This is a genomic window from Paucisalibacillus globulus DSM 18846 (assembly GCF_000482485.1).
GTDB classification, from domain to species: Bacteria; Bacillota; Bacilli; order Bacillales; family Amphibacillaceae; genus Ornithinibacillus; species Ornithinibacillus globulus.
This window is the reverse complement of sequence record NZ_AXVK01000001.1, coordinates 568581-586117: the sequence shown is the minus strand read 5'-3', so window position 1 is coordinate 586117 and position 17537 is coordinate 568581. Positions and strand designations below refer to the sequence as shown.

Below are 17537 nucleotides of genomic sequence, written 5' to 3'. Positions count from 1 at the left end.
CTCCCTCCTTAATCAAGTACTTCCAGTGTAATTTGATCATTCGTAAACACACAAATTTCTCCAGCAATTTTCATTGCAGCAAGTGCAATTTCTTTTGCAGACAGATGTTCTGAATAGTTTACTAGAGCCCTACCTGCACTAAGTGCATAGTTTCCACCTGAACCAATAGCTAGAATACCATCATCTGGCTCAATTACCTCACCAGTTCCTGAAACAAGCAACATACTTTCCTTATTCATCACAATAAGCATTGCCTCTAACTTCCGTAGAACTTTATCACTACGCCATTCTTGTGCTAATTCAACTGCTGCTCTGGTTAGGTTGCCATTAAACGCTTCAAGTTTCCCTTCAAATTTCTCAAATAAGGTAAAAGCATCTGCAACCGACCCAGCAAAACCTGCTAGAACTTGGCCATTAAATAATCTTCTAACTTTTTTAGCTTTATGCTTCATAACAACTGAATTCCCAAGTGTTACCTGACCATCACCACTCATCGCACATTGTCCATTATGTTGAACAGCAAATATTGTGGTTGCATGAATTTGATTTTCCATTAAAAATCACCTCATCCGTTATTCCTGTCTTTTGCTCTAGGATGACTATTTAAATAGATATTGCGTAAATGATCCTTTGTAACATGTGTATAGACCTGGGTAGACGATAAACTTTCATGTCCTAAGAGTTCTTGTACTGTCCTCAAATCGGCACCTTCATTTAACATATGGGTGGCAAATGTATGCCTTAATTTATGGGGATGTACATGAATAGTAAGTGCTGCCTTTTCTACCATTTTATTAAGTATTGATCTTATCCCTCTAGTTGTAATTGGTGTACCTCTGGCGTTAAGAAATATCGATTCAGAATTAACTTCCGACTTTTCCAGTAGTTGTTTTCTACCATCATGTATGTATAATTGTAGAGCTTTATCAGCAAAACTACCAAAAGGGACGTAGCGTTCTTTATTTCCTTTTCCTTTGACAAGTAATGTCCCAATGGAAAAGTCAATATCCTTTATACGCAATTGTTGACATTCACTTACACGAATACCAGTACCGTAGAGGATTTCCAATAGTGCCAAATTCCGCTGACCTATGGGAGTCTCAGCATCATTACTTTCAAATAATTTCACCATTTCTTCTTCATATAAAAATCCCGGAATGGGGTTAGATGCTTTTGGTAAAGTAATGAGCAAAAAGGCATTCGTATTAATAATCTCTTCTCTTTCTAAAAATTTAAAGAAAGTACGTAAACTTGAAATCTTTCTTGATACAGACCTTCTCGAAAGTTTCTTATCAAAGAGAATCGTTAGAAACAAACGAATACATTGTTGATCAACTTCCTGAAATGTACCAATTCCCTCTTGCCGCAAAAAAGAGAAGAACTCCTCCAAGTCATGATTATAGTACTCAACTGTATAAGGTGAAGCATTTTTTTCAATTTGTAGGTATTCTGTAAATAACTTTTGAAATTGTACAAAGTTTTCCAAATACTCACCTCAACTTCGACAGCCAACTAATAATATATCATACATGACTTAGTAATTGCAATGAACTTAACAAAATTGTAACAAAATTCTGAATTGGACGCAACAGTAAACATAATTACGATAAACCTTTTCCATTCAATAGAAATGCTGTCAAGTAGATTCTCTTACCACTGGATTATTATAGCGATTCAACAATTAATAGTCAATAAAGAACTCCTTATTTTTCGACATTATTCGATACCTACAAATATTTCGAATTAATCACCTATCAATCATTTTTACCAATTGTTCAAAAATTATAATCTAAATCTAGTATTATTATTTACCCTTTTCAGAAATTGCAAAACACACTTAAGAAAAGTTGTTCTCTAAAAGACTATTGTTAATTACATAATTTGTATAAAGTGTGCGGTAAAGAAACTAATAATTTTTGGTTGAGCATCGTACCCGCTCCGGAAATACACTTCGCGCATCCTAAGGCGGCTGGTGAGCCTCCTCGCGCTGAAAAGAGTGCACCTGCGTCTACTAGTAACGCTTCGAAGCATGTTTCCTCGGTGCAAGGGAGCAAGATGCATATTCAAGTAGCACCCTCACTGCGGGGTCTCACCAATGCCTATCCTCCCATAGGACAAGGAAAGCTTCTTAGTGAAACATCGCACGCAGAAAAAGTGCTTTTCTTTTTCAAGGAGTCTCCGTGTATTTCCGGAGCTGATATAGCTCTAATTTGATTAAAAGTGATTTTTAATGAAAAATGTGATAAAACAATTTTTAATTTGAAAGCCAATACTAGCGTAGGTAGAATACGGAGACTCCTCGAAAATATAAACCGATTTTCTTCGTGCGATGTCTTGCTACCGAAGCCTTCCTTAGGTTACCGCGAGTTTCTATCACCTGTGAAATAGTCTTAAGCAAAAATAAAAGACGCTCGGGGAGCGACTCTTTTATCCTTGACTATCCTCTTTATAATCACAGTTTGTACAAACGATTTGGGTTTCCTTTTTGTTTCTCTTTTCAACTAATAAAGATTCACATTTAGGACAAGGTCTTGATAGGGGTTTATCCCAAGAGACAAAGTCACATTCTGGAAAACGATCACAACCAAAGAATACACGACGTTTCTTGGATTTACGTTCTACAACATTACCTTCTTTACACTTTGGACAAGTAACACCAATTTCTTTCAAGATTGGCTTTGTATTACGACATTCAGGGAAATTAGAACAGGCTAAAAATTTACCATAACGGCCCATTTTGTAAACCATTTCATGACCACAGTTTTCACAATCGATACCCGCTGGTTCGTCTTTAATCTCTACTTTATCCATTTCCTCTTCAGCTACATTTAATCTCTTCTTAAATCCATGGTAAAAATCATCAATTATATTAACCCATTGTACTTCGCCTTCTTCAATAGAGTCTAAATCATTTTCCATTTTAGCAGTAAATTCTACATCAATTATTTCTGGGAAAAACTCTTTTAACAACTCTATAACTATTGTACCAAGCTCAGATGGAACAAAGCGCTTATTATCTAGGGTTACATAGCCACGACGTTGAATGGTGTCTAATGTCGGTGCATAGGTCGATGGCCTACCAATACCTAGCTCCTCCATCGTTTTAACTAATCTCGCCTCTGTAAAGCGTGGTGGTGGCTGTGTAAAATGTTGATTTGGATTTATTTCATTCGTATTTACAGACATACCTTCTTCTAAATTAGGTAGATATTTATCTTCTTGCTTTTTATCATCATCTGTACCTTCCACATAAACTTTCATAAATCCTTTAAACTTAACTTTAGAACCAGTAGAACGGAACTCAACATTATTATTTTTTAATGTTACTGACATCGTATCTAGCACTGCTGGAGCCATTTGACTTGCTAAAAAGCGTTCCCATATTAGCTTATACAATCTTAATTGTTCTCGTGATAGTACAGCTTTTAATGAATTAGGTTCTCTCATTACGGATGTTGGTCGAATAGCTTCATGCGCATCTTGTGCCTTTTCGTTGACCTTCTCATTAGTATTACTACCTAAAAATTCACTTCCAAACTTATCTACTATATATCCTTTAGCCTCTTCTTTTGCAGTATTGGAGATTCGTGTGGAATCTGTACGCATATAGGTTATAAGACCAGTAATACCACCAGCAGATTTACCAAGATCAATTCCTTCATATAATTGTTGTGCAATCATCATCGTTTTCTTGGCCCGGAAGTTTAATTTTCTTGCTGCTTCCTGTTGCAAGGAAGAAGTAGTGAATGGTTTAGCAGGGTTTCTTCGTCTTTCTTTTTTCGTTACTTTATCTATTGTAAACTTTTTATCTACCAGTTTATTTAAAATATCTTTTACGTCTGATTCAGAAGATAATTCCAACTTCTTGCCATCTATTCCATAGAAAGAACCTTCAAATGTTTCTTTATCCTTTTGAAATTCTGCTTCGATTGACCAATATTCTTCTGGTTTGAACTGATTAATTTCATTTTCTCGGTCAATAATCATTTTTAGTGCTACGGATTGCACTCGACCAGCACTTAATCCTTTTTTAACTTTTTTCCAGAGTAATGGACTAATATTGTACCCAACTAATCGATCGAGTACTCTTCTAGCCTGTTGTGCATCTACTAAATCAGTATCAATAGAACGCGGATTTTTAAATGACTCTTTTATTGCTTCTTTTGTAATTTCATTAAACACAACTCGACATTTTGAATTTTCATCCACATTTAATGCATGTGCTAAATGCCAAGCAATTGCTTCCCCTTCGCGATCCGGGTCGGCTGCAAGATATATCTTTTTTGCTTTTTTTGCAGATTTTTTTAAATCCTTTAATATATCACCTTTTCCACGAATCGTAATATACTTAGGCTTGTAACCTTCCTCTGCATCAACGCCCATTTGACTTTTTGGTAAATCAATTACATGTCCCATAGAAGCTTTTACTTTATACTTTTTACCCAAGTATCTTTCAATAGTTTTCGCTTTTGCAGGTGATTCTACAATTACGAGATAGTCTGCCATCCTTTTCCTCCTTAACTGAGGTAACGAAAATCTAGTACATTTATATCCTAAATCATTCGTGTCCTTAAAATCACTATACATTTAAATGTAAGAATAGATGATAAAAATGTCAACATATTCAGATTTTGTATTTAAAACTTCACTCTCTGTAATGTTATTATTTCCACAATTAAATCCTCACCTATATTAAATATATATACTACATTTGTCAATCATACATTATTTTCATTTATTGTCCTCAGCGGGGTTAAACCAGTATTTCCCCTGAATTTCCCAGTCCTTTTGGAGGTCTTTGTGGGATACAACTAGTTTAGCTCCTTCTTGAATCAATTTAAGACAGCCTGTAGTCTGTGGTATATGGGGTGAACCTGGAACTGCATATACTTCCCTCCCTTGGTCTAAAGCTTGGTCTACTGTAATCATTGTTCCACTCTTCTCGGTTGCTTCTATAACTAAAGTAGCAAAGCTTATACCACTGATTATTCGATTTCTTTCTGGAAAGTGATATTTTTTTGGAGGTACATTAGGAGGATACTCAGAAATGACTAGCCCATTATGTTCAATTTGATGAAATAAATTTATATTTTCTTTTGGATAAATATGATGAAATCCACTACCTAATACTGCAATTGTTTTACCATTTTCATATAATGCTAACTTATGTGCAAGACTATCAATCCCTTTAGCCATACCACTTACAATAACCCATTTTTCTTTAATTAAAGGATTAACAACAAATTTTGTTTTTTGAAAAGCTGATTTTGAAGGATTTCTAGTTCCAATAACACTTACCGAGGGAACATCATACAACAAGGAGAGATCTCCAGAAGCATACAAAACAAGGGGTGCATCTTTTATTGTTTTTAACATGGGAGGATATTTTTCATCCAGGATTGTAATAATTTTATAGTTAGTCATATCTTCTCGAACATTGTCTATCATTACTTGACTATGTAAATCTTGATATAGTAAAGATGCTTTATTTTTATTTAGAGTGAGAGCATTACTCAATTGGGATGGAGATAATAAGTAGAGTTGTGATAAAGAGGGATCTAATTGAAGTAATTTCCGAAGTTTATTCCTTGTTATTCCGCGACATCTGTGAAGATGAATGAGCTTTTGTCTTATTACTTTTTTCAAAATTGTACACCCTTTCTTTTCATAAAGCTAAGGAACCTAAAAGTAACTTCCTTTAGGTTCCTTATAATATTAGTGAGTTTTACACTTTTCAGCTAAACCTTTTTCTTCTAGTACACGGATCATAGTCTCTCCAATTACAGATGGTGTTTCTGCAACAGCTATTCCACATTCGTTCATTACACGAATTTTCTCTTCTGCTGTTCCTTTACCACCAGAGATAATTGCTCCAGCGTGGCCCATACGTTTTCCTGGAGGCGCAGTAGCTCCACCAATAAATCCTACTACTGGTTTCGTCATATTCGCTTTAACCCATTCAGCCGCTTCCTCTTCTGCAGTTCCACCGATTTCACCAATCATAACAACCGCATATGTCTCAGGGTCTTCATTGAATGCTTTAAGTACATCAATAAAGTCAGTACCATTAACAGGATCCCCACCAATACCTACGGCTGTAGATTGACCGTAGCCAGCCTGCGATAATTGATGTACAGCTTCGTAAGTTAACGTTCCAGAACGTGATACAACACCGATATGTCCTTTTGTATGGATATAACCAGGCATAATACCTATCTTACATTCATCTGGAGAAATAACTCCAGGACAGTTTGGTCCGATTAACCGTGTTTTCTTACCTTCCATATAACGTTTAACCTTTACCATGTCTAGTACTGGAATATGTTCTGTAATACAGATAACCAATTCTAATTCAGCATCTACCGCTTCAACAATTGCATCCGCTGCAAAAGGAGCAGGAACATAAATTACAGATGCTGTAGCACCAGTTGCAACAACTGCATCTTTTACAGTATTAAATACTGGTACTCCTTCTACTTCTGTACCACCCTTTTTAGGTGTTACACCACCAACAATCTTAGTACCATACTCAAGCATTTGTTTTGTGTGAAATCTAGCTGTACCGCCTGTAATCCCTTGGACAATTACTTTTGTATCTTTATTAACATATACACTCATTTAAGTCCGTCCTTTCCAAAATCTAGTCTATTAAAATACAAGATTTTTCAGAAAAACTCGCATTCACTCGTCACTAGTGAAGTAACGAGAAGCAATTCATGGGTCCGTTTTTCTTAAGCAGACTAGTAAAGTTTACCTACTTTTCAATCTGCTAAAATATATTAAGCTTCTTTTACTAAGGATACAATCTTCTCTGCACCATCTGCCATAGAGTCTGCAGGAATAATGTTTAAGCCAGAATCATTTAAGATTTTCTTACCTAAATCAACATTTGTACCCTCTAAACGAACTACTAAAGGTAGATTTAATCCGACTTCTTTTGTAGCTGCTACAACACCTTCAGCAATAACATCACATTTCATAATTCCACCGAAAATATTAACAAAAATGCCTTTTACGTTCTTATCAGATAAAATAATTTTAAATGCTTCCGTAACTTTTTCTGCTGTAGCACCGCCCCCAACATCAAGGAAGTTAGCCGGTTCACCGCCAGTATGTTTGATGATGTCCATAGTAGACATCGCAAGACCTGCACCATTAACCATACAACCAATGTTACCATCTAATGCTACATAGCTTAGGTCATATTTTGAAGCTTCGATTTCTTTTTCATCTTCTTCATCTAAATCACGATATTCCATCACGTCTTTTTGACGGTATAAAGCGTTATCATCAAAATTTAATTTAGCATCTAAAGCTAATACCTCACCGTCACCAGTTGTTACAAGTGGGTTGATTTCAGCAATTGAACAATCTTTGTCAACAAATGCTTGATATAACGCCATCATGAATTTAACTGCTTTTCCATTTAATTCATCCGGAATATTAATATTAAATGCTAGTCTGCGAGCTTGGTAAGGTAATAATCCAACAACTGGATCAATTACTTCTTTAAAAATCTTTTCAGGAGTTTCTGCTGCAACTTCTTCAATTTCGGTTCCACCTTCTTCAGAACCCATCATTACTACACGAGAAGTAGCACGATCAAGTACAACACCAATATAATATTCTTTCTTGATGTCACAGCCCTCTTCAATAAGTAAACGCTTAACTTCTTTGCCTTCTGGACCAGTTTGGTGTGTTACAAGTGTTTTACCAAGAATTTCATTAGCGTATGTACGAACTTCATCTAAATTCTTAGCAACTTTTACACCACCAGCTTTACCACGTCCACCAGCATGAATTTGTGCTTTTACTACAGTTACTGATGTGCCTAACTTTTCTGCGGCCTCTACAGCTTCATCTACTGTATATGCAACATGTCCATTAGGAACCTTTACACCATATTTGCGTAAGATTTCTTTCCCTTGGTACTCATGAATATTCATTCTTTGTCCTCCCATCAAAAATCACTGCATTTTCATTGTATTAAAAAAGAAGTAAATGTACAAGAAAAGTGAAAATATTTGTCGTTAATTATCTATTGACTTTTATCAAATTTCATTTTTTTATCAGTTTGATAGATAAACGCAAATACCTCTGCTACAGCCTGATATAATTCTTCAGGGATTTTTTCATTTATATCAAGCTCGGAAAGCAGTTCAACTAGGTTTCTATCTTCCATTATAGGAATATGATTTTCGTTAGCCTTTTTAATAATATTTTCCGCAATCAATCCTTTACCTGTTGCGCTAACTCGAGGCGCGTACCCTTTTTCTTGATCGTAACTTAATGCTACAGCTTTTTGTCTTTTTTCACTCATATTCGAAAATCAACTCCTAAGTTGCAGGATTGCGTTTTTTTATACACGGACGGATTCTTCGAAGGGACTGTTTCCTCATTAGTTAACGGTTTATGGACGACACTGGATAAATGGTAATTTATTTTTTCTAAACCATCCTTCAATATAGCTTTTAAAGGCTTCAATGTATTTTCTATTGGATTATCATTTAAAATTGTTAATGATATTGCCCGTTTTTGTACATGCATATCCACAACTGTTTTCTTCAATGTTTCCAAGTCTAGATAGAATATAATTCTGCAATAATTCGGATCGATTTCACCCTGCTCATTTTTCTTACCCTCAAAATTCAATTCTATATCGTTATTTAGTCCCATTTTAGCAGCGGGAATTAAAAGATTAGCTTGTAGTAGTTTATCAGTCTCGTGTACAGATTGTAATTGCATTCCATTTATAAAATGTAATAACTTATTTGCTTGTTCCTGAAGTATATTGTCACTGGATTGAATGAGTGTCAAAAGTGTCCCTTTCAACGTATTAGTAGGATTATTATCATCATGTAAGATTGCTTTCTCATATTGTAAGCCGACATTTTCTAATACATTTCTTGTCTGCTCAGCAAACAAATCCTTAACAATCTGATGTACAAATCGATCTAGACTTAAATGACTCTCACTTTTAATTAATGTTTCTAAGTCCTGTAATAAGTATTGTAATTGCTGTGGGGTATTAACGAATTCCATCTTTTTAATTTGTAGCAACTGCATAATTTTCTTATTTACATCTTGCGATAACATAGTAAAAGCACTTGAAGGTAAAGGCATACCATTCGATACGCTAGACTGAATACCTTCTCCAAATTGATTTAATAATGAAATGGCATTTTGACGAATTAAGTCGAGATTAGGAATAGTCTTGCTAAGGGTTTGTAGCTTTTCAACATTGAATAGCTGGTTTAGTTCTAAAGGTCTTCCACTAGAAATGTTTTTTACCTGATCTCCCCAATTCCTTAACTGAGAATCCGGATTAATTATTTTTAACGCTTTTAACATATCGAATAAATCCTGGTTTTCAGCAATAGCTTGTATATGCGGTACGATTCTACCTTGATTACTCAGCTTTTGAAGTTGCTCTAACATTCCTTGTTTTAAAACACTTGATATGGAAGTATTTTGTTGTAATGCACTATCTAACGCTACCATTCTCTCTGTAAAGCCACTTGTAACCCTTTCCAGCTTAGCTTGAAATATAGAATCTGTAATTGGGGTTCTATTCGCAATCATCTCCCACAAGACTGTTTGAGCCTGCCCTCTACTAGAATTCCCTTCTAGCAACGTAAATGCACGATGTAATTGTCCTTTATCAAATGGAACTTTATTTTCTAGTAGTAATTGTACAAAGGACTGGTTCTCTTTTGTAGCTTTTACACCTAAATGTTGAAGTAGTTCTAAAAGATTAGCCTGGCTTTTTGATGTCAAGGCATCACCTAACACCTTTAGCTGGGTAATGTTTTCAGACCTCTGTACTTGAAAATGATATTTCTCTCCAATCTCAAGAGATGCTTCTAGTTGAGCGATTAATTGATGTATCCCAAGCTGAATAGTCGCCTTATTATTCGGATATAGCTTTAATATTCTCCCCTGTATAATTTGGCCTTCCCTAAGCATTTGAGTTGTTTCCTTTAATTTTGGCAACTGGCTTTCTAACACTTTATGTATATTCACGCCCTGTCACCTCACTTCTACATATTTTCCTTAACTGGTGCAAATGTCTTACGATGATATGGTGTAATACCATATTCTTTTAGCTTCTCTAGGTGATATTTCGTTCCATAGCCCATGTTAGACTTGAAATCATACACTGGAAACTCGTTATGAATATCTCTCATTAGTCTATCACGTGTAACCTTTGCTAATATACTAGCAGCTGCTATAGAGATACTCTTAGCATCTCCTTTAATTATAGATTCAGAGGAAGAAGTAAGATTATCTAACTTCACTGCGTCAATTAGTACATGATCTGCCTGTGGAGTTAATTTAGATAAGGCTTCTTTCATAGCAAGCTTGGTCGCTTCAAAAATATTAACTCTATCAATAGTCTGACTATCCATAATAGATAGTCCAAAACTAACAGCGTTCTCTTTGATAATATCAAAAAATTCATCACGTTTAGATTCGCTAATTTGCTTGGAATCGTTTAAACCTAAAAGTTTAAAATTCTCAGGTAGAATAACTGCTGCCGCCACTACCGGCCCAGCAAGAGGACCCCTCCCTGCCTCGTCAATACCAGCTATAAAATGCTTACCAGCTGCAAAAGCATTCCTTTCATATGTACACATTTCATCGAATGCCTTTTCAAGTGCCAGTTCCTTCAACTTGTTTTTCTCGTATGTTCTAATAAGTTGTTGTACACCCTTACGTGTATCATCTTTCAATATAGCTATTTCAGTTTTTGTTATTCTATTTTCATGAAATAGAGTTTTAATTTCAGTAATGGAAAGTTTTTCCACGGGAACACCATCTTTCTCTTATATATATCGGCATGATTTGTATATGCATCAATTGAAAATTTTAATTTTATTTAATAGCTTACATGAAATAGAGGCTGTATTCTAAAATATTTTCTTTTTTACATATTGCATATTTGATGGAAACTGTGCGGTAACTTAACTTAGGATTTTGAGTTGAGCATCTAACTCCGCTCCGGAAATACACTCCGCTTTCCGCGGGCGGCTGGTGAGCCTCCTCGTGCTACGCACTGCGGGGTCTCACCTATGCCTATCCTCCCGCAGGAGTCTCCGTGTATTTCCTACGCTGGTAGTGAATTAGAATTATTGTACGTAATTACTGAAAAAATGCGTTACAAACAATCCATAAAGCGGAAACTCTAACTAGCGCAGGCAGAATACGGAGACTCCTCGAAAATAAAAAACAATTTTCTTCGTGCGATGTTACGCTGCCGAAGCATTCCTTGTCCTACGGGAATAGCACGTGTCCGAAGACCCCGCAGCGGCGAACTTTCCGCGAGGAGGCTGAGGCCGTGCCCGTGGAAAGCGGAGTATTCTGCCGGAGCGGTATGATAGCACTAACCTAAAGAAGTTACCGCACAGTTTATACAAATAGCAAATTACTGTCCAAAATAGCCAAAAGAAAAGACATCCATCGTATTTGACGTATGTCCCTATTGTTCATCTATTGGTTTTTCTAAAGTAATATTTCCTAATCGCCCTGTTCTTAAATCACGGAGTACAATGTCAGCAACTTTGTCAAAGTTAATATTTCCTCCACTTTCTAGCGCTCCTCTTAGCTTACCTATTTTCATAAAAATATCTAACATATCATTTTCATTCTGTTCGATATTATAACGTTCCATTAATTGATTTGGATAGTGTACTTTCATATAATTTATGGCAAATACTACAATATCTTGTAAAGAAAGTAGCTGATCCTTAATGGTTCCAATAGCTGCCAGACGATAACCAACCCTCTGATCCTCAAACTTTGGCCAGAGAATACCAGGAGTATCTAGCAATTCAAAATCCTTCTTCACCTTAATCCAAAGTTGGTGCTGTGTTATACCAGGTCGGTCTCCCACTTTAGCTATTTTTTTATTTGCTAAACGATTAATTAATGAAGACTTTCCAACATTTGGAATACCAACAATCATTGCCCTCACAGGCCTAGGCTGTATTCCTTTTTTAATTAATTTATCTAGCTTTATTTGTCCCAATTCTTTGGCTTGTTGAATAACACGACTAATATCTGCTTTATTATTCACATTTACCGCTATCGCAGGTATATTTTTTTCTCTATAGTATTCAATCCATTCATTTGTTATGTTTGAATCTGCTAAATCCCGTTTCATTAATAAAACCATTTTTGATTTATTTTGTAGTATTTGCTGTAGCATTGGATTTTGTGATGATAATGGGGCACGTGCATCAACTAATTCCATTACAAAATCAACGAGTTTAAGCTTTTCCTCAATTTCTCTTCTTGCTTTAGCCATATGGCCAGGAAACCATTGTATAGTCATACTGTACTACTCTCCTATGAACTCAAATCGGTCAAATGGCCAGTAGATAACACTTGCTTTTCCAACAATTTGTTCAATAGGTATCGGACCAAGTAACCTACTATCTGTAGAATTAGTCCGGTTATCACCCAGAACAAAGACATGTCCTTCTGGCACTGTTGTATAATTACCATTTATCTGCTCTAAAGTAAAATCATTTGTATGGACATCTATTTGATTTTCAGTAAAAAACTTTTCCTCTATAGGCTGACCATTTATGTATAAAATATTATCTTTATACGCCACATGTTCACCAGGTAATGCAATGATACGTTTAATAAAGTCTTTTTTATCATTTGCATGAAACACAACTACATCAAAGCGCTCTGGTTCATCGAAGCGATAGATAAATTTATTAACTATCATTTGATCTTTATTATGAAGTGTTGGTTGCATGGAAGGACCATCTACAATTATTGGTGTAAATAGAAAGGTTCTTACTAGGAAGGCTAATCCAAATGCAATTAAAAGTGCCTTAATCCAATCTAACCATTCACTTTTACCTTTCTTTGCCATAATCTTACCTCCAAAACCAACTTATTTTATATTAATAATATACATGTCCCTATTAAATTATGTAAAAAGGAGCTTGACCTAAGTACCAAGCTCCTTTTAAATACATTTCGTTTTCTTGTCTTATCTGCGTTCTTTAATACGCGCTGCTTTTCCGCGTAGATCACGAAGATAGTATAGTTTCGCACGACGAACGATACCGCGACGAGAAACTTCGATTTTATCAACACGAGGTGAATGTACTGGGAAAGTACGTTCAACACCTACACCATAAGAAATCTTTCTTACTGTAAATGTCTCGCTGATTCCACCGTTTTGACGTTTAATAACGACACCTTCGAAAATCTGGATACGTTCACGAGTTCCTTCAACAACTTTAACGTGAACTTTAACAGTATCTCCTGGGCGGAAATCAGGATGATCAGTACGAAGTTGATCTTTTGTGATTTCTTCGATTAATTTTTGCATCCTGCTTCACTCCTTCCAAACCAATGCTCTTAATACATGATGGTAACAGCGGAACATCGTTTATATGTACTCAAGTCGCACTTAAGCACAATAAATAATATATCATAATTGAAGGTAGAGTTCAACTAGATAATTGTAAAATATCCGAGGTTAATCATTTAAATTTCAGGTCACTCTGTACAATAGTTAGTAGCTATTCCTTTTATCTAACTATTTTCCATTTTGTTTAAAAACTGCTTGTCTTCTTCTGTCAAAGAGTAGTTTTCTAATAGGTCCTTGCGACGCTCGTAGGTTCTCTTCAGGGATTGTTGCCTACGCCAAGTTTCTATTTTTGCATGGTCACCAGATGTTAAGACTTCTGGGACTTTCATCCCTCTGAAATCAGCAGGTCTAGTATAGTGTGGATGTTCAAGTAGTCCAGTTGAAAATGAATCTTGTGGAGCTGATTCTTCATTTCCAAGAACATCTGGTAGAAGTCTAACAACACTATCAACCACAACCATTGCTCCTAATTCTCCACCAGTTAAAACATAATCACCAATAGAAATTTCATCTGAAATCAAATGCTCTCGAATTCGTTCATCATACCCCTCATAATGTCCACAAATAATAATTAGATGTTCTTCTTTAGCTAGTTCCTCTGCCTTTTTTTGAGTATAGCGTTCTCCCTGTGGACACATTAACACTATTCGGGGAGTTGTTTCTTTTTGCTTTGTTATAGTTTCTACCGCATCAAATATCGGTTGGGGTGATAATACCATACCAGCCCCTCCACCATATGGATAGTCATCTACTTTGTTATGTTTATTTTCTGTGTAATCACGGAAATTAATTAAGTTATATTGAAACTTATCTTTCTCTTGAGCTTTTTTAAGAATGGAAGTATTAAAAACACTTTCAATCATCTCAGGGAACAATGTTAGGATGTCAATTTGCATTAATCAATTAGTCCTTCCATAGGTTCTATAACAATACGCTTTAGTTCTATATTGATTTCAACTACAACATCTTCAATATATGGAATCAATATGTCCTTGCCTTTTTGTTGTTTAACAACCCATACATCATTGGCACCAGGTGATAATATTTCTTTAACCATCCCCAAGGATACTCCATCGCTTGTAAACACTTCACATCCGATGATTTCATGATAATAATACTCATTCTCTTCCAGTTCTGAAAGCTGTGATTCTGGGATCTTCAAACTTGATCCCTTAAAATGCTCCACATCATTAATATTGTCTAATCCCTTAAAATGTACTAAATCAAATCCTTTATGAATTCTATGTCCATCAATAATTAATTCGGTTACAACTTTATTTCCTGTAACAAGAAAAAGTGTATTTCCAATATCAAAACGTTCTTCAAAATCGCTAACTCGTAGCACCTTTACATCTCCACGAATTCCATGTGTATTAATTATTTTTCCTACAGTATACAATTTTTCTTCCATTTTTTCTCACCTACTAGTTATCAATTCGTATAACTACTCCATCTTTGATAATGATAGCAGTAGTCTCCATAATTTCATTCCAATGCGTTCCTTCTTTTACTTCAACAAGAGCTTCAACTTCACTTTCAACAATTTCACTTCCAATTTCTAGCATTTCCAATTGTTCTACTTTAAACGCTGCCAGCTTAATTTTTTCTTTACGATTTTTAATTTCTTGTTGAAATCGCTCATGTAATTCTTGCTTGGAAATACTTTTTTTATTTTGTAATTTTCGTTGTTCAAATAATAATTGTTGACACTCTTGTTCAAGTCGCATTATATGATTATTGAACTTTTCTTGTAATTCACATTTACTTTTTTCAGAGATAACTTGCTTAATAACAACTTTTTTTATTATTTTCATGGTTATTCCTCGCTCTCTGGCCGTCTTCTAAATGAGATGGCATTAATTATGTAACCCCCGATAATTTGTGTTTATTTGGGTCGACAGAGCATTAAAGAAAGAATTCTTCTATAAAAAATAACTCCTGTAAATGTGGAAAAAGGGAAAGGTTTCCCTTTCCCTTTACATGATATCTAAATAAATTCGTTTATTAGCATCTGACTTTGCTGCATAAACTACTGTACGAATCGCTTTTGCAATACGTCCATTTTTTCCAATTACCTTACCAACATCATTTTGATTAACAGTTAGATGGTATACAATTTTTGTATCTTCTTCTCTTTCTGCTACAACGACATCTTCTGGATAATCTACTAATGGTGTTACAATCGATTCAATTAGGGCTTTCATGATATCACACTACTTTACTTATTAGTTTTTTGTTCGTGGAATTTCTTCATGATGCCTTCTTTTGAAAATAGGTTACGTACTGTATCACTTGGCTTAGCGCCTTTTGTCATCCAATCAAGTGCTTTTGCTTCATCTATTTTAACTTCAACTGGATCAACTACAGGATTATAAGTTCCAATTTGTTCAATAGAACGTCCGTCACGAGGAGAACGTGAATCAGCTACAACAATACGATAGAAAGGATTTCTTTTAGAACCCATACGTTTTAAACGAATTTTTACTGCCATTACTTGCACCTCCAAAATTATGTTCTCACAAGAATTGATTCTAACAGAAAGTTTTTAGTCTGTAAAGTGTTTTTACATTACATCTTATTTTTTTCATTTTTTTATACTATTATTTCGCTTTCCATGGGCGGCTGGTGAGCCTCCTCGTGCTTACGCACTGCGGGGTCTCCACCAATGTCTGTCCTCCCATAGGAGTCTCCATGTATTCCAGCCACTCAGAGCATCAAGTATCAGTTTAAAAATACATGATAGCAAGAATAACAAAAACTTTTTATAAAAAACCTCTATTACTTAAAAAGGATTAAATGGCATTTTGAAGCCTTTTCCTTTTTTGCCTTTTTGCATATTGGTCATTTGTTTCATCATTTTTTTCATTTCGTCGAATTGCTTTAACAAGCGGTTTACTTGGGATACAGATGTTCCGGATCCTTTAGCAATTCGCTTTTTACGTCCTGCATTCATGATGCTCGGGTCGTGACGTTCCTTCTTCGTCATAGATTGAATGATGGCTTCTACATGGACAAGTTGTTTTTCATCAAATTGAACATTTTTTAGCCCTTTCATTTTGTTGGCACCAGGAATCATAGCTAATAAATCTTCTAATGGTCCCATTTTTTTCACTTGACTCATTTGTTCTAAGAAATCATCAAAGGTAAAGCTTGCATTACGCATTTTTTCTTCTAAATCCTTCGCTTGCTTCTCGTCTACTGATGCCTGGGCCTTCTCAATTAATGTTAAAACATCACCCATACCTAGTATACGGGATGCCATACGTTCTGGATGGAACGCCTCAAGTTGGTCAAGTTTTTCACCCATACCAGCAAATTTTATGGATTTACCAGTTACTGCCTTAATAGATAAAGCTGCTCCCCCACGTGTATCACCATCAAGCTTCGTTAAAACAACACCCGAAATATCAAGTTGTTCATTAAAGCTTTCTGCAACATTTACAGCATCTTGTCCAGTCATAGCATCAACAACAAGGAAGATTTCTTCTGGTTTAACGGCTTCTTTAATTTGAGCCAATTCATCCATTAAGTCTGTATCAACATGAAGTCTACCAGCAGTATCAATTAACACATAATCATGATGCTCTTCTTTTGCTTTTGCAATTGCATTTTTAGCAATATCTACTGGATTAACTTCAGTACCCATAGAGAATACAGGCATATTTAATTGAGATCCAAGAGTTTCCAACTGTTTAATTGCTGCAGGTCGATAGACATCACATGCGACTAATAGTGGTGAGCGATTATGCTTCTTTCTTAAAAGGTTTGCCAGTTTACCAGTTGTAGTTGTCTTACCAGCACCTTGTAAACCAACCATCATAATAACGGTAGGCGGTCTATCACTTACCGCAATTTTACTTTGCTCTCCACCCATTAGCTCCGTTAATTCTTCTTTAACAACCTTAATAACCTGCTGACCAGGTGTTAGGCTCTCCATTACCTCTTGACCAATTGCACGTTCCTTAATTCGCTTAATTAAATCCTTTACTACTTTAAAGTTAACATCAGCCTCAAGTAGTGCTAAGCGAATTTCTCGGGTCATTTCTTTAACATCTTGCTCTGAAACTTTCCCTTTTCCAGTAATTTTTTTAATTGTACTTTGCAAGCGGTCAGCTAGTCCCTCAAACGCCATAGAAGGTGT

At 35.5% G+C, this 17537-nt stretch carries 18 protein-coding genes; all 18 read right to left on the bottom strand.

From position 1 onward, the window contains the following. Positions 1 to 8: 8 nt before the first annotated feature. The 18 genes from hslV to ffh all read right to left on the bottom strand — a co-directional run bounded on the left by hslV (position 9) and on the right by ffh (position 17528). Positions 9 to 554, bottom strand: a complete 546-nt coding sequence (hslV, locus tag K332_RS0103040) for an ATP-dependent protease subunit HslV (protein ID WP_026906110.1) — start codon at positions 552 to 554, stop codon at positions 9 to 11. Between the two features lie 11 nt (positions 555 to 565). Next, on the bottom strand, positions 566 to 1486 hold the full coding sequence (gene xerC / locus K332_RS0103035) for a tyrosine recombinase XerC (RefSeq protein ID WP_026906109.1): 921 nt from the start codon (positions 1484 to 1486) through the stop codon (positions 566 to 568). A gap of 941 nt (positions 1487 to 2427) precedes the next feature. Continuing rightward, positions 2428 to 4506, bottom strand: a complete 2079-nt coding sequence (gene topA, locus K332_RS0103025; protein WP_026906107.1) for a type I DNA topoisomerase — start codon at positions 4504 to 4506, stop codon at positions 2428 to 2430. Between the two features lie 225 nt (positions 4507 to 4731). Beyond that, positions 4732 to 5646 carry a DNA-processing protein DprA gene (gene dprA / locus K332_RS21870; RefSeq protein ID WP_036687885.1) on the bottom strand — a complete coding sequence of 305 codons (915 nt, stop codon included), beginning with the start codon at positions 5644 to 5646 and terminating at the stop codon, positions 4732 to 4734. A 69-nt stretch (positions 5647 to 5715) separates the two neighbouring features. Continuing rightward, a complete protein-coding gene (gene sucD, locus K332_RS0103015; protein ID WP_026906106.1) occupies positions 5716 to 6618 on the bottom strand; it encodes a succinate--CoA ligase subunit alpha in 903 nt (300 codons plus the stop codon). 161 nt (positions 6619 to 6779) lie between these two features. Further along, a complete protein-coding gene (gene sucC, locus K332_RS0103010; RefSeq protein WP_026906105.1) occupies positions 6780 to 7946 on the bottom strand; it encodes an ADP-forming succinate--CoA ligase subunit beta in 1167 nt (388 codons plus the stop codon). 92 nt (positions 7947 to 8038) lie between these two features. Beyond that, on the bottom strand, positions 8039 to 8320 hold the full coding sequence (locus K332_RS0103005) for an EscU/YscU/HrcU family type III secretion system export apparatus switch protein (protein WP_026906104.1): 282 nt from the start codon (positions 8318 to 8320) through the stop codon (positions 8039 to 8041). Then, positions 8317 to 10023 carry a hypothetical protein gene (locus K332_RS0103000; RefSeq protein WP_026906103.1) on the bottom strand — a complete coding sequence of 569 codons (1707 nt, stop codon included), beginning with the start codon at positions 10021 to 10023 and terminating at the stop codon, positions 8317 to 8319. The genes K332_RS0103005 and K332_RS0103000 overlap by 4 nt, the downstream gene beginning before the upstream one ends. A gap of 17 nt (positions 10024 to 10040) precedes the next feature. After that, a complete protein-coding gene (locus K332_RS0102995; RefSeq protein ID WP_026906102.1) occupies positions 10041 to 10808 on the bottom strand; it encodes a ribonuclease HII in 768 nt (255 codons plus the stop codon). Positions 10809 to 11479: 671 nt separating this feature from the next. Beyond that, complete coding sequence (gene ylqF / locus K332_RS0102990) at positions 11480 to 12334, bottom strand: ribosome biogenesis GTPase YlqF (protein WP_026906101.1); 855 nt, start codon at positions 12332 to 12334, stop codon at positions 11480 to 11482. 6 nt (positions 12335 to 12340) lie between these two features. Beyond that, entirely contained in the window at positions 12341 to 12889 is a 549-nt protein-coding gene (lepB, locus tag K332_RS0102985; protein ID WP_026906100.1) for a signal peptidase I, read from the bottom strand. A 120-nt stretch (positions 12890 to 13009) separates the two neighbouring features. Beyond that, positions 13010 to 13354 (bottom strand): 50S ribosomal protein L19, encoded by a 345-nt coding sequence (gene rplS, locus K332_RS0102980; protein ID WP_026906099.1) that lies wholly within the window; start codon positions 13352 to 13354, stop codon positions 13010 to 13012. 206 nt (positions 13355 to 13560) lie between these two features. Beyond that, positions 13561 to 14292, bottom strand: coding sequence for a tRNA (guanosine(37)-N1)-methyltransferase TrmD (trmD, locus tag K332_RS0102975; RefSeq protein WP_026906098.1), 732 nt, complete (start codon positions 14290 to 14292; stop codon positions 13561 to 13563). Further along, positions 14292 to 14807, bottom strand: a complete 516-nt coding sequence (gene rimM / locus K332_RS0102970) for a ribosome maturation factor RimM (protein ID WP_026906097.1) — start codon at positions 14805 to 14807, stop codon at positions 14292 to 14294. The genes trmD and rimM overlap by 1 nt, the downstream gene beginning before the upstream one ends. A gap of 13 nt (positions 14808 to 14820) precedes the next feature. Beyond that, positions 14821 to 15210: a YlqD family protein gene (locus K332_RS0102965; RefSeq protein WP_026906096.1), complete on the bottom strand. Its 390-nt coding sequence runs from the start codon at positions 15208 to 15210 to the stop codon at positions 14821 to 14823. 162 nt (positions 15211 to 15372) lie between these two features. Further along, entirely contained in the window at positions 15373 to 15600 is a 228-nt protein-coding gene (locus K332_RS0102960; protein ID WP_026906095.1) for a KH domain-containing protein, read from the bottom strand. 14 nt (positions 15601 to 15614) lie between these two features. Next, positions 15615 to 15887: a 30S ribosomal protein S16 gene (gene rpsP / locus K332_RS0102955; RefSeq protein WP_026906094.1), complete on the bottom strand. Its 273-nt coding sequence runs from the start codon at positions 15885 to 15887 to the stop codon at positions 15615 to 15617. A gap of 291 nt (positions 15888 to 16178) precedes the next feature. After that, positions 16179 to 17528: a signal recognition particle protein gene (gene ffh / locus K332_RS0102950; RefSeq protein WP_026906093.1), complete on the bottom strand. Its 1350-nt coding sequence runs from the start codon at positions 17526 to 17528 to the stop codon at positions 16179 to 16181. Positions 17529 to 17537: the final 9 nt, after the last annotated feature.

Coding starts and splice junctions, on each gene's coding strand:
- trmD (WP_026906098.1), bottom strand. CDS start 14,292: ATGCAAATTGACATCCTAACATTGTTCCCTGAGATGATTGAAAGTGTT.
- ffh (WP_026906093.1), bottom strand. CDS start 17,528: ATGGCGTTTGAGGGACTAGCTGACCGCTTGCAAAGTACAATTAAAAAA.
- hslV (WP_026906110.1), bottom strand. CDS start 554: ATGGAAAATCAAATTCATGCAACCACAATATTTGCTGTTCAACATAAT.
- sucD (WP_026906106.1), bottom strand. CDS start 6,618: ATGAGTGTATATGTTAATAAAGATACAAAAGTAATTGTCCAAGGGATT.
- ylqF (WP_026906101.1), bottom strand. CDS start 12,334: ATGACTATACAATGGTTTCCTGGCCATATGGCTAAAGCAAGAAGAGAA.
- lepB (WP_026906100.1), bottom strand. CDS start 12,889: ATGGCAAAGAAAGGTAAAAGTGAATGGTTAGATTGGATTAAGGCACTT.
- topA (WP_026906107.1), bottom strand. CDS start 4,506: ATGGCAGACTATCTCGTAATTGTAGAATCACCTGCAAAAGCGAAAACT.
- sucC (WP_026906105.1), bottom strand. CDS start 7,946: ATGAATATTCATGAGTACCAAGGGAAAGAAATCTTACGCAAATATGGT.
- K332_RS0102965 (WP_026906096.1), bottom strand. CDS start 15,210: ATGAAAATAATAAAAAAAGTTGTTATTAAGCAAGTTATCTCTGAAAAA.
- rplS (WP_026906099.1), bottom strand. CDS start 13,354: ATGCAAAAATTAATCGAAGAAATCACAAAAGATCAACTTCGTACTGAT.
- rpsP (WP_026906094.1), bottom strand. CDS start 15,887: ATGGCAGTAAAAATTCGTTTAAAACGTATGGGTTCTAAAAGAAATCCT.
- rimM (WP_026906097.1), bottom strand. CDS start 14,807: ATGGAAGAAAAATTGTATACTGTAGGAAAAATAATTAATACACATGGA.
- K332_RS0103005 (WP_026906104.1), bottom strand. CDS start 8,320: ATGAGTGAAAAAAGACAAAAAGCTGTAGCATTAAGTTACGATCAAGAA.
- K332_RS0102960 (WP_026906095.1), bottom strand. CDS start 15,600: ATGAAAGCCCTAATTGAATCGATTGTAACACCATTAGTAGATTATCCA.